General features: G+C 71.2%; 9 protein-coding genes. 6 read left to right on the top strand and 3 right to left on the bottom strand.

Annotated features, from left to right (window positions below):
• Positions 1-25 precede the first annotated feature (25 nt).
• The 3 genes from B9S64_RS13550 to B9S64_RS13560 all read left to right on the top strand — a co-directional run bounded on the left by B9S64_RS13550 (position 26) and on the right by B9S64_RS13560 (position 3,929).
• Positions 26-1,267, top strand: coding sequence for a Twin-arginine translocation pathway signal (locus B9S64_RS13550; protein WP_103492436.1), 1,242 nt, complete (start codon positions 26-28; stop codon positions 1,265-1,267).
• A gap of 2 nt (positions 1,268-1,269) precedes the next feature.
• Positions 1,270-1,584, top strand: a complete 315-nt coding sequence (locus B9S64_RS13555) for a 4a-hydroxytetrahydrobiopterin dehydratase (protein ID WP_103492398.1) — start codon at positions 1,270-1,272, stop codon at positions 1,582-1,584.
• Positions 1,585-1,793: 209 nt separating this feature from the next.
• Positions 1,794-3,929, top strand: coding sequence for a restriction endonuclease (locus tag B9S64_RS13560; RefSeq protein WP_181012364.1), 2,136 nt, complete (start codon positions 1,794-1,796; stop codon positions 3,927-3,929).
• 34 nt (positions 3,930-3,963) lie between these two features.
• On the opposite strand, the gene B9S64_RS13565 is transcribed toward B9S64_RS13560, so the two are convergent.
• The 3 genes from B9S64_RS13565 to B9S64_RS13575 form a co-directional block, all read right to left on the bottom strand.
• A complete protein-coding gene (locus tag B9S64_RS13565) occupies positions 3,964-4,527 on the bottom strand; it encodes a flavoprotein (protein ID WP_103492396.1) in 564 nt (187 codons plus the stop codon).
• 4 nt (positions 4,528-4,531) lie between these two features.
• Positions 4,532-6,361: a hypothetical protein gene (locus B9S64_RS13570; protein ID WP_103492395.1), complete on the bottom strand. Its 1,830-nt coding sequence runs from the start codon at positions 6,359-6,361 to the stop codon at positions 4,532-4,534.
• 291 nt (positions 6,362-6,652) lie between these two features.
• Positions 6,653-9,475, bottom strand: a complete 2,823-nt coding sequence (locus B9S64_RS13575; RefSeq protein ID WP_181012363.1) for a D-alanyl-D-alanine carboxypeptidase family protein — start codon at positions 9,473-9,475, stop codon at positions 6,653-6,655.
• Between the two features lie 196 nt (positions 9,476-9,671).
• Between B9S64_RS13575 and B9S64_RS13580 the strand changes: the two genes are divergently transcribed.
• From B9S64_RS13580 to B9S64_RS13590, 3 genes are all read left to right on the top strand, one after another.
• On the top strand, positions 9,672-10,394 hold the full coding sequence (locus B9S64_RS13580; protein WP_103492393.1) for a GPP34 family phosphoprotein: 723 nt from the start codon (positions 9,672-9,674) through the stop codon (positions 10,392-10,394).
• Positions 10,395-10,621: 227 nt separating this feature from the next.
• Entirely contained in the window at positions 10,622-11,479 is an 858-nt protein-coding gene (locus B9S64_RS13585) for a helix-turn-helix transcriptional regulator (RefSeq protein ID WP_103492392.1), read from the top strand.
• Between the two features lie 226 nt (positions 11,480-11,705).
• Complete coding sequence (locus tag B9S64_RS13590; RefSeq protein ID WP_028441417.1) at positions 11,706-11,912, top strand: DUF397 domain-containing protein; 207 nt, start codon at positions 11,706-11,708, stop codon at positions 11,910-11,912.
• Positions 11,913-12,112 lie beyond the last annotated feature (200 nt).

Consider the following 12,112-nt stretch of genomic DNA (forward strand, 5'->3'; position numbering starts at 1 on the left):
GATGATGACCCGTCACACGGAACGCATGAGCCGCAACGACGCCCTTCGCGCCGCTCGCCTACGGCACGGATGGCGCACCGTCGAGGCCGCCTCGACCGCGCTCACCGGCCACGGGCAAAAGCTGCTGGACGACCGCCAGTTCACGGTGTCCGCGCGGACGTGGCGCCGATGGGAAGGCAGCCGCCCCGGGTGGCCGGCGGAAGAGACGGCGATCGTCCTTCACGATGCTCTCGGCCGCTGGCCCGAAGACCTCGGCTTCACCACCCCGCCCGGCTGGATCCGGCCCGAGCACCACGACGAGGAACGGGTGAACCGCGCCTTCACCTCCGTCACCGCCGCCGCGCTCGTCGCCGGGCCGATCACACCGCAGCACGTCGATCCCGCTCTGGTCGACTACTTCCAGCAGCAGTTGGAGGGGCACTACCGTGCCGACATGTTCCTCGGCCCGCACGATCTGATCGGCACGGTCTCCGCCCAATACCAGCTGATCGACAAGCTCGTGCGTTCCGCGAAGGGCGAGACGCGTCGGGGCCTGCTGCGTGCCGGAGCCGCCTACGCGGCGCTCGTCGGCTGGCTGTACCAGGACGCCGGCGACATGGACGGGGCCGCGTTCTGGCGCGGGGTCACGCAGGAGATCGCCATGCGGTCCCGCGACCCGCACCTCATCGGCTACTCCCTGGTGAACCAGGCGCAGGTCCGCACCGACCTCGGTGACGGACGCGCGGTCGTCGACCTGTGCGAGGCTGCCCTGGAGGACGCTGACCGCCTTGTCCCGAAAGTGCGGATCATGGCGATGCAGCAGCAGGCGCACGGTGCCAGCCTCACCGGGGAGCGCCGGACCGTCGACCAACTGCTCGACCTGGCCGACCAGCTACTTCCCCAGGTCGATGACGACCTGCCGTGGGGCAATGCCTGCCGCCGCACACCGGGCTACCTGGAGGTACAGCGCGCCACCTGCTACGGGCGGCTCGGCCTAGGCACAGAGGCGGGCTCGCTGTGGGCGCAGGTGCTGGCGGAAGTACCGGAGACGGCCCGTCGGGACCGCGGGGTGTACATGGCCCGGCAGGCGACCGCAGCGGCCGCGGCCCGCGAGCCGGACCGCGCGGTGGAGATCGCCCGCACGGTGGCAACGATCGCCGTGGAGACCCGGTCGGCCCGCATGCGACGGGAGTTGGCCACTCTGGAACGGGCGATGCGCCCGTGGCACGATGCCCCGGTCGGCCGGGATCTTGCCGAGATCCTGGCACCGCTGACCGAGGGGAGCTAGCTGTGGGCAAGGAACCGTTGGCGGACGCGGACATCACCGCACGCCTGGCCGCGCTGCCGGGATGGGAGCGTGACGGGCACGGCATCACCCGCACGTTCGGGATCCGGTACCACGGTGGCGTAGCACTGATCGTGCACGTCGCGGACATCGAGCGGCTCATCGGGCACCACGCGGACATCGACCTGCGGTGGGATCACGTCAGGTTCCGGATCACGACGCACGACGCCGGACACCGGCTCACCGAAGCCGACTTCGTCCTCGCCGCACGCATCGACCAAATCGCCGCGGCCCACGAAGCGCAGCCCACCGAGGCGTAACCGTCCGCCCCGCCGTCACCACGTGTTCACGTACCCCCGGCGCCGTCGCTTCGTCTCGTGTATACCGGGTCGGGGCGGTGTGGGGGCATCTGCGGCACGCGCATAGGCGTGTGGCCGGTGGCCGACTAGAGTCGCCTCATCACTGCTGGTTATGGGGCCAGGGCCGGGTACACGCACGTCCGGTCGCTGGTGGGGAGGGCCTGTAGAGCATGAGCCGTCGCTCCAATGGGTTGGTCGGTGTCTGGGCGGAAGCGCAGCGCCAACAGCAACGTCAACGTGAGGCGCAAGCCAGGTATCAGCGCGATCAGGAGCGTCAACAGCGCGCCCACCAACGGGAGATCGTCCGTAGCCACCGTGAGCAGAAGGCGGCGTACCGGGAGCAGCGTGAGGCGGAGGCGCGGCGGCGTACCCAGGAGCTGGACGCGCGGGTGGAGGCGTTGCAGGGGCTGCTGGCCACCGGGTGCCGGGCGTTGGCGTTCCGCGCCGACGCGCTGACCCGGCCCGAGCGGGTCGAGGCGTTCTCCCCGGGGCAGCTCGGTCACCCGATCACCATGCCGGACCCGAACCGGTATCAGCCGCAAGGCGGTTGGACCGCCGGGCGGCGGGCCCAGGCGCAGGCGGAGGCCCGGTCCAGGTTCGAGCGTGACTGGCAGGCCGCCCAGGCCGCCGAGGCCCAGCGGCTCCGGCAGCTGGCCACCTACCAGGCGCAGTACCAGCAGTGGGCCGACGCCCAACTCGCCGAGGTCCGGCGGCACAACGCCGGGATCACGGAGATGACGGCCGGGCTGCGCGGCGGGGACCCGGAGGCCGCGGTGGAGTACTTCTCCGCCGCCCTCTACGCCTCCACCGGCTGGCCGGACGACCTGCCGCGCCAGGTGTCCGCGGCGTACGACTCCGGTGCGCGCCAGCTGGTACTGAACTGGGAGCTGCCCGCGTACGCCGTCGTCCCCGAGGCGAAGTCGGTGCGCTACATGGTCAGCGCCGACCAGGAGAAGGAGTCGCCCCGGCCGGTCACCCAGCGCCGCGCCCTCTACCGGGACGTGCTCGCGCAGTGTGTTCTGCTGGTCCTGCGCGATCTCTTCGCCGCCGATGAGTTCGGTGCGCTGGAGTCGGTCGCGCTGAACGGGTTCGTGGACGACCACGACCCGGTGACCGGCCGCCGGGCCTCTCTGTTCCTCGCGACCGTCATGGTCTCGCGCGCGGACTTCGCCGGGCTGCACCTGGAACAGGTGAACGCCGTCAACTGCCTGGTGGACGGGCTCCGGGGGCAGTTGTCGTCCCGCCCCGACCAGTACGCGACCGTACGCCCCGGCCGGGTCCCCGAAGACGTGGGCAACGGCGTCGTCACCCACGGGGGCGACGAGGAGCCGGATCTGTACGCCATGGACCCGATCGCCTTCGAACAACTGGTCGCCGAGCTGTTCCGGGCCATGGGCATGCAGGCCGTGACCACCCAGCGTTCGAACGACGGCGGTGTGGACGTCGACGCGCTGGACCCCACCCCCATTCGCGGCGGCAAGATCGTCGTCCAGGTCAAGCGCTACCGCAACACCGTGCCCCCGACCGCCGTCCGCGATCTGTACGGCACCGTGCAGGACGCCGGTGCCAACAAGGGCGTGCTGGTCACGACGTCGAAGTTCGGTCCGGGCTCGCACACCTTCGCCAACGGCAAGCCCCTGGAGCTGGTGGCCGGTTCCGAACTGGTCGATCTGCTGCACCGCCACGGTCTGCGGGGGCGGTTGGGCGGCGGCGAGGGCTCGGTGCCCGCCCAGCGGAGCGCGCCGGACAGCCGGGTCACGCCGGGCGGCGGCGCGGATACGGACACCGGGGCGCCGGACCCGGACGGCCCGGCGGCGGCGGACGACTACAACATCCTGGGCATGTACTGGTCGGGCGGCGTCGCCCTGGACGTGTGCGCGCTCGTCTGCCGGGGCAACCGGGTCCTGGACGACGACCACTTCGTCTTCTACAACAACCCCAGGACACCGGACGGTACGGTCCGCGCGCTCGGCCCCGTCGCGCCGGACAAGGCCGCCATCCAGGTCGCCTTCGACGCCCTGCCGGCGCGGGCCGACCGCCTCGTCGTCATCGCCGCGGTCGATCCCGTCGTCAACGCCGCGGCTGATCTGTCCGGCTTCTCCGACGCGGGTATCCGGTTGCTGGACTCCGAGGGGACCCCGCTGGACCGGTTGGACGTCTCCGACGGCCGCGACGGCGAGACCGCCCTCGTCCTGGGGTCCTTCCGCCGCCGCGCCAACGGTGACTGGGAGTTCGTCACCGGTGGCAAGGGCTATCCGGGCGGCCTGGAGGAGCTGGTCGGGGAGTACGGCATCGACGTGGACTGATTCGGGGCGGGGCCCTGGCCGCGGCCCCTGCCGGTCAGCGGAACTCCTGGAGCCGGGGGGCGAGCAGGCCGAGTGCCTCCTCCCAGCGGAAGGGGGCGATCTCGGCGCCGGGCGTCGGGTCGTGGGGTTCCCGCGTCCCGATGAGCACGCCCATCGCGCGCAGCCGGTCCAGGCTCTGCCGGTAGGCGGGGTGGGCGGCCTGGGCCGCGTTCAGGCAGGGCAGGACGGCGGTGGGGATGCCCGATCCGTACGCCTCGCACAGGATCCCCAGGGCGAGGGTGTCGGAAGCCCCGGCCGCCCACTTGTTGATCGTGTTGAACGTGGCCGGGGCGACGGCGATCGCGTCGGCCGGGGGCAGCGGGCGGGGCTCGCCGGGCCGCCGCGACGCCGAGCGGATCGGGTGACCGGTCCGCGCCTCGACCGCCGCCGCGTCGATGAAGCCGAGGCCCTGCGGGGTGGCGACGACGCCCACGTCCCAGCCGGCCTCCTGGGCGGCCGTGATCAGCGTGCCGACGTCACCGGCGACCCCGGCCGCGCACACGACGACGTACAGGAACGGCCTCCTGGTGGGCCGGGCGGGCCGGTCGTCGTCGCTCATACGGTCAGCGCAGTTCGTCCGGGCACGGTGTACCGGGCTGGAGCTGGTACGGGGCGGCCAGCCGGTAGACGCCCGGACGCGGGGCGAGGAGTTCGGTCCACTCGTCGCCGTCCGGGTCCTCCTCCACCTTGATCAGGCAGCCGTGGGCGTTGGTGAAGTCCTTGGGCGCTTCCTCGTCCTCCTCCGACCGCTGCTTGGACGCCTCGGTCTCCTGCGGCCGCTCGACGCTCTTGCCCTCGTCGTCCACGACGGCGAGCCACCGCGAGTACGGGACGCGGATCAGCACCCGGCCCGCCGACCGCACCCGGATCGTCAGCTCCTCCGCGCCGGCCTTCTCCACCGTCGCCGGCGGGTCGGCCAGCGGCACCGGGTCCAGGACCCGGAACAGCTTCCAGTTGGCGTCGCTCCAGACCGCCTTCAGATACGGCTGGCCCTTCTCGACCAGCTCCGCCTCCTGCACCGCCCCGCTGGAGTCCGGCTTCCCGGTCGGCAGCACCACGTAGTGGACGGCCCAGCGGTCGAGCCACTCGCGGTAGTTCACCGGGTCCAGGGTGTCGTCGTAGAAGAGCGGGTTGCGCTTCATGTCGGCCTGGCGGTTCCATCCCCGGGCCAGGTTCACGTACGGCGCGAGCGCCGACGCCTCCCGGTGGCTGCTCGCGGGCACGACCTCGACCCTGCCCCGCTCCGCCCCGGCCTTCTGGAGCTGGTGGACCAGGGGGGCCAGTTCACGGCTCCAGGAGGCGGCGGGGGCGGTACGGACGATGTCGTCCACCCCCTTGAAGCCGATCCAGAAGTTGAACCCGACGAGCGCGAGCGCCAGGGCGTACCAGCGCCGGGTGCGGGGCGCCGTGTACGGCAGCGCCGCCAGCAGCACCACACCGCCGAACAGCATCGCCATCCGCGAGACGTTCGAGCCGATCTGCGAGTCGACGACGTACGTCAGCAGGGTCCCCACCCCGTACACCGCAGCGGCCGTGCGCACGGTGCGCCAGTCGCGGGGTACGAGGACGAAGACCAGGACGGCGAAGACGAACGGCAGCGAGAGCGTGCCGAACGACATCGGCTGCGTACCCGAGAAGGGGAACAGCCAGGCGGACAGGACCACGACCGCGACGGGCGCCAGGCCGAGCGCGTACGCCCCGGGGCGCCGTTTGTTCAGGAAGAGCGCCGCCGCGACCACTCCGAGGAAGAGCCCGGCGACCGGACTGCCCGCGGTCGCGAGCCCGGCCAGCGGGGCGGCGACGACGGCCTTCGCCCAGCGGCGGCGACGCCAGCGGTGCGGCCAGCAGAAGACGGCGGCGACCGCCCCGAGGGCGAACATCATGCCGAGCCCGAAGGTCACCCGGCCGGACAGCGCGTTGCAGAGGTATGCGAAGACGCCCGCGAGCGAGCAGGCCAGCGGATTGCGTACGGCGGGCACCCTGACCAGGATCAGGGCGGTCAGCGCCGAGGACACCGTGCCGACGATCATCATCGTCGTACGGACGCCGAGCAGGGACATCAGGTAGGGCGACACCACGCTGTACGAGACCGGGTGCATCCCGCCGTACCAGGCGAGGTTGTACGCGGTTCCGGGGTGGCGGCCGACGAACTCGGCCCAGGCGTCCTGGGCGGCGATGTCCCCGCCGCTGTTGGCGAAGAAGAAGAACCAGAGCACATGGACGACGGCGGCGGCCGCGGTCGTCAGCGCGACCGGGTGACGCCACAGGGGCCGGCGTGCGGCCCGTTCCCGCTGGTCACGGCCGCCGTCGGGCTGGAGGGGGATCCGGATCCCGACGTCCGCCCGCGGCGACGCACCGGCGGCTCCCGTCCGTGTCGGTTCAGCCGTGGTCACTGCGACTCTCCCCGTCCTTGCCCTGGGCCTGCCGAACCGTCGATGTACCTCACGGGCCGGCCCGTACCCGTGAGGACGGCGCCCGTGACCTTTCCGTTGCTCTTCGGGACGCTAGCATGTGCCATTTTCCATGGCACCGGGCTTATGCGGCGGAGTGTCCGTTCCGCCCGCCGCGACCTCTCGGCCGGACCCCGTGCCCGGACCCGCGCCGGTCCCGCGTCCTGGAGCCGAGGACGCGGGGCCGGGCGGTCGGGCCGGGCCGGACGGTCAGGAGACAGCGGGGCCGGACGGTCAGGAGATACGGGTCAGCTTGTCGCCGAAGGACGGCTCCGTCATCGCGCTCTGGAGAGCGACCGGGGCGGAGACCTTGCCCGTGCCCGTACCGATCGTCACCTCACCGACGACCGTGCCCGCCTCGGCCTGGTGGCCGGGCGTCTTGCCGCCGTCCGTCAGCTTGAGGTCGACCTCCAGCCCGCTCCAGCCGACCGCCTTCAGGTTCTTGGTGGCGACCACGGGGGTGTGGGCACCGAACCCGTTGTCCACGTATCCGACGACCTGGCCCTTCTTGACGACGGTGGTCGAATCGACGCCCTTCTGGGCGGCCTGGATCAGCTTGAGGCTGTTCTGCACCGCGCGCTGGAGCTTGTCGTACAGCCGGCCTTCCATGTCGGCGCCCATCACCACACCGATGATCCGCTGGGTCTTGCCGTCCACGACGGTGCTCGCCGTCCAGAGCAGGTTGCCGCCCGCCGGGGTGGAGGAGCCCGTCTTGATGCCGTTCACGCCGGGTTCCAGCAGGATGTCGTTGTTGTTGTAGATCCTGCCGACGCCGGGGATGTCGGCCTGCGGCATGTCCACGATCCTGCGGAAGATGTCGTTCTGCATGACCGCCTTGCCCAGTTTGATCTGGTCGGCGGGCGTGGACACGGTGGAGGACTTCAGTCCGCTCGGGTCGGTGTAGGTCGACTTGGTCATGCCGAGGTCCTTGGCGGCCGCGTTCATCTTCTCGACGAAGGCCTCCTCCGTCCCGGCGTCCCAACGGGCCAGCAGACGCGCCACGTTGTTCCCCGAGGGGATCATCAGCATCTGGAGCATCTGGTACTCCGTGTACGTGTCGCCTTCCTTGATCGTCGCCATCGACTCGTCCGTGCTGTCGGCTTCCTTGCCCGCCTGCGCGTCGACCTCGATCCGCTCACCGGTCTGCTTGCCGGTGATCGGGTGGTCCTTGAGGATCACGTAGGCGGTCATCACCTTCGCCATGCTCGCGATCGGCGCGGACTTCTCCTTGCCGTACGAGCCGATGGCTCCGACGCCCTCGACCTCGACGGCGCCCTGCCCCTCCTCGGGCCACGGCATCGCCAGCTTCTCGCCGGCGAAGGTGTACGTGGGGGCGGCCGAGAGCGTCAGCGCGGGGTCGGGAAGCGGGCGCACGGCCTGCGCGATCGCAAAGATGATCAGCAGGAGCAGGACCAGCGGGGTCCAGATCTTGACCCGCCGCACGGCCGTGCGGACCGGGGTCTCCGGCGGTGGCGGGGTGTTCGTCAGCTCGGCCAGCAGGTCCAGCGGCGGCTTGGGCGGCATCGGCTGCTGCCGGGTCCGCTCGGCCTCGACGTACCCGGGCGCGGGGCCGGTGGAACCGGCGGCCCCGACGTCCTGGACGACGGTGGGGCCGACCGCGCCGGTGGGCGCGCCGAAGGCACCGGACGCGCCGGACGCACCCGGCACACCGGATTCACGGGACGGTACGGGGGCGGGCCGCACGTCGTCCGACCGCAGGGGGACGAACTTGCTGGTCCGCTCGGCGGAGGTCCCGGGGGCGTCGGCGCCTTCGGCGTCGCGGGTGCCCTTGGAGCCCTCGGCGCCCTTGGGGCCCTTGGTGTTCTTGGACCCCTTGGTGTCCTTGGTGTCCTTGGTGTCCTCGGCATCCTTGGCAGGGCCGGTCTTCGGGCCCGCCTCGGCCGCGCTCTTCGTCTCGGTCACGCGCGGGGGCAGCTTCAGCGCCGTCGTCGGCTGATCGACCTGGGGGCGCCGGGTCGTCGTGAAGACGGCTGTCGGCTGATCGATTCCTCGCCCGTCCCCGGAGGCGTCGGAGGCGTCGGACGCCTCGGCGTCGGCCTTGTCCGTGGGCTCGGCCTTGTCCGAGGCGGGCTTCTCCTCGCGGGATGCGGGGGCCTTCTCGCCGTCCTTCTCCGTGTCGGCCTTCTCGGTGTCGGCCTCCTCGCGCGTCTTCGGGACGCGCGGGGCGGGGGCACTCTCCTTCATGGCGCCGGACTCCGCCGCACGCCCTGCCGCGGAGTCGGAGTCGGACTCGGACTCGCGCTTGGACTCGGACTCGGACGCGGGCTTGGAATCGGCGGACGCCGCCTCCGACCTGGGCGTATCCGCCTCCGGCGCCTCGGCTTCGCGGACCGTCGCTCCGTGGCCCTTCGTCTCCGGGTCCTTGGTCTCGTCGGCCTTCGTCCCCGCGTCCTCCGACTTCGGGCCGGCAGCGCTCCCGCCCGAACCGGACGCGGCACCCGAACCGGCACCGGCCCCGGACGCTCCCGACGCCCCGGAACCGCCAACCGGAACAGAAGTCGAATCGTTACGAGCCGAACCGCTGCGGGCCGAACCGTTACGGGCCGATCCCGCCGACTCGGCGGCATCCGTGTCGGCGAGGCCGGTCCCGGCGGTCTCCGCCTCGTCGGCGTCCGTGTCGGCGTCCGTGTCGGCGTCCGTGTCGGTGTCCGTATCGGTGTCCCGCCGCGCCGACGGCCCCCCGTTCGCCCCGGAGCCGCCCTCGGCGTCCTCCGCCTCCCCGTCCCCGTCGCGGGGCGCCGAGGCCTTCTCCGGGCGTCCTGCGTCCTTCACGGCCCCCTCGGCGGGCCCGCCGCCCTCGTCACCGGTCCCCGCGTCCGCCGTACCGGCCGCCGGGGCGTCCGACGCGTCGTCATCGGTGTCCGTGGGCCGCTCCGTACGGAAGACCGCCGTCGCGGCGCCCGCCGTGCTCCCGGTGCTCGCGGAGGCGGCCGGTTCACGGAACACGGCCAGACGCGGATCACGTTCCTCGGCCGTCCCCGAAGCCGTCCCCGACGACTTCCGCTGCTTCGACCTGTCGGGGGACTCGCCCGCCACCGATGCCTCCTCCATACGCCGTGCGAGGACATGCCCGCACTGTCCGAACCATCTACCAGTGTCCTGTGTGGAACCTGGGCTGGGCTGCTAGACGGGAACGACATACCTAACGGTTCCCTTACAAAGCACCCAGGCACCCTCGACAGACCAATGTGAGAGGGGTCACCCTGTCATTCATCCACGCGGGGAGGCATGGATGGGCAGGAGCCGCAGAACAATTCCGGAGGAGCTTCTGCTGCTCGCTCTGGACCCGACCACGGGTACCACAGCGCAGCCGCAGTCGCTCGACCTCGGCCTGGCCGGGGCACAGCTAGTGGAGCTGGCTCTGGCAGGACGGATAGCCCCTGACGGGGATCGTATCGCCGTGGTGATGCCACGGCCGACAGGAGATCCGACTCTGGACTCCGCACTGGAACTGCTGCGCCGTCGCGGCAGCCCGGTCCGGGCCGTCCATTGGATCGGCGGACCCCGGCTGGGGCTCCGCCAGATCTACCTCGCGCATCTGGAGCGGTGCGGCATGGTGCATGCCGTGGCGGGCCAGATGTGCGGAGTGCTGCCGACGACTCGCTACCAGGCGACGGACACGGCGGTCAGCCGGGACATCAGAAGCCGGCTGGACAGTGCGATCCGCACCGGCGTACCGCCGGACCCGCGGACCGCGGCGCTCGCCGCGCTGGCCCACGCGGTCGGACTCGGCAAGCACCTGTACCCCGGGAACGAGGGGCGTTCATCGCGCTCCCGGCTCCGGGACCTGATCAGGCACGACCCGATGGGTGGTCTCGTCGCGCACGCCGTGATGGACGTCCAGAACGGCGTGGCAGTCCAGCCACGCCGTCATCAGCAGGCGGCCGGAGTGCCGTTGCAGCCGCAAGCACCAGCTCGCCGCGGCAGCATGGCGCACACCTCCGCCGTCCACTGACCGCACGACCGCGCGGACACTTACGCGCAGCACTGCCAACCGCCGCACCGACGTCCCCAAGACCCGGTTCGGGAGCCGCACCAGGCGCGGGGCAGCCGGACCCACCGGCTGCCCCGCGTTTCGCGCGTATTGGCCATTTCCCAGCGCGCCCGGTGTCATGGGTGGCAATCTGCTGAGCGATAGATACGCACAGCTACAACAGCTGCATAGCCGGAGGTGCCGTTCCCGTGCCGACCAACGTCAATCCCACCGTCAGGCGACGCCGGTTGGGCCAGGAATTGCGCAGACTGCGCGAGATCAAGGGCATGACGGCCGAGGAGGTGGCCGAGCGGCTGCTGGTCTCGCAGTCGAAGATCAGCCGACTGGAGAACGGCCGGCGTTCCATCAGCCAGCGCGATGTGCGCGATCTCTGCGGGGTCTACGAGGTCGAGGACCACCGGGTCGTCGACTCGCTGATGCAGATGGCCAAGGACTCCCGTCAGCAGGGCTGGTGGCACGCCTTCGGCGACATCCCGTACAGCGTCTACATCGGGCTGGAGACGGACGCCGAATCCCTCCGGGTGTACGAGCCCCAGATCGTCCCGGGCCTTCTCCAGACCCGCGGGTACGCGGAGGCCGTCATCAGCGGCGCGCTTCCGGAGGCCCCTCCGTCCGAAATCGAGAAGCGCGTCAGCGTCCGGGCCCGGCGGCAGGACCGGGTCAACGCGCCGGAGGCCCCGCTGCGTCTGTGGGCCGTCATCGACGAGGCGGCACTGCGCCGGCGGGTCGGCGGCAAGCAGGTGATGGCCGAACAGCTGGAGCACCTCATCGAGCAGTCCGAACTCCCCCATGTCACCGTGCAGGTACTGCCGTTCGACATGGGCGCCCACCCGGGCATCAACGGGCAGTACGCCATTCTGGAATTCCCCGATGCCGCCGACTCCAGCGTCGTGTACATCGAAGGGGTCACCAGCGACCTCTATCTGGAGAAGGCCCACGACGTACAGCGCTACAGCGTCATGTACGAGCATTTGCGGGCCCAGGCCCTCAACGCGGACCAGACCCGCGAGTTCATCAGCGACATCGCCAAGGAGTACACCCGCTGAGGGGCGGCGGGGAGTCACCGAGGGTCACCGAGAGCCGGGTATTGGCTGATAAGTGCAGGGCGGGGCGGAAAGATACACGGCCTCCGCTACAGACGGAAGACCCATATGCAATATGCCATCCGGTCGAGTGAACGGCACCTCCACGCCATGAAGTTGGCTAGTAGCGTCGATCACGCCAACAGGAATGAAGTTGGTGTCCCTCACACTTCTCTGAACCGGAGTCACCATGGCTATTCTTCAGGGCGCTACCGAAAAGTGGACCAAGTCGTCGTACTCCGGCGGCAACGGCGCATGCGTCGAGGTCAAGTCCCCCGTCACCCGGTCCATCGCCGTACGCGACTCGAAGGCGCCCGAGGGCCCTTCGCTGACCTTCGTGCCCGGCGCGTGGAACGCCTTCGTGCGCGACGTCGCGACGGGTTCCGTCGACGCCTGACGGGCTGACGGCCGTGCGCGGCACGGCAGTCCGTCCCGCGCCATCGCCAGGAGCCCTCTCGACTGGTCCGCCGTCCTGGCCGAGGGGGCTCGGCCCGTCCGGCGCACACCGGTAGCGGTGTGCGTACGCCGGCGTCCGAACCGGGGCACGTGCGCCCGGCGCCCACCGCGCGCCACCGCCCGTGCGCTCGGCGCGTCCGC

The organism is Streptomyces sp. SM18 (assembly GCF_002910775.2).
In the GTDB taxonomy this organism is placed as follows: domain Bacteria; phylum Actinomycetota; class Actinomycetes; order Streptomycetales; family Streptomycetaceae; genus Streptomyces; species Streptomyces halstedii.

Bases quoted from the DNA above. Each gene is read 5' to 3' on its own strand.
- B9S64_RS13580 (WP_103492393.1), top strand. From the start codon at position 9,672: ATGGGCAGGAGCCGCAGAACAATTCCGGAGGAGCTTCTGCTGCTCGCT.
- B9S64_RS13560 (WP_181012364.1), top strand. From the start codon at position 1,794: ATGAGCCGTCGCTCCAATGGGTTGGTCGGTGTCTGGGCGGAAGCGCAG.
- B9S64_RS13565 (WP_103492396.1), bottom strand. From the start codon at position 4,527: ATGAGCGACGACGACCGGCCCGCCCGGCCCACCAGGAGGCCGTTCCTG.
- B9S64_RS13590 (WP_028441417.1), top strand. From the start codon at position 11,706: ATGGCTATTCTTCAGGGCGCTACCGAAAAGTGGACCAAGTCGTCGTAC.
- B9S64_RS13550 (WP_103492436.1), top strand. From the start codon at position 26: ATGAGCCGCAACGACGCCCTTCGCGCCGCTCGCCTACGGCACGGATGG.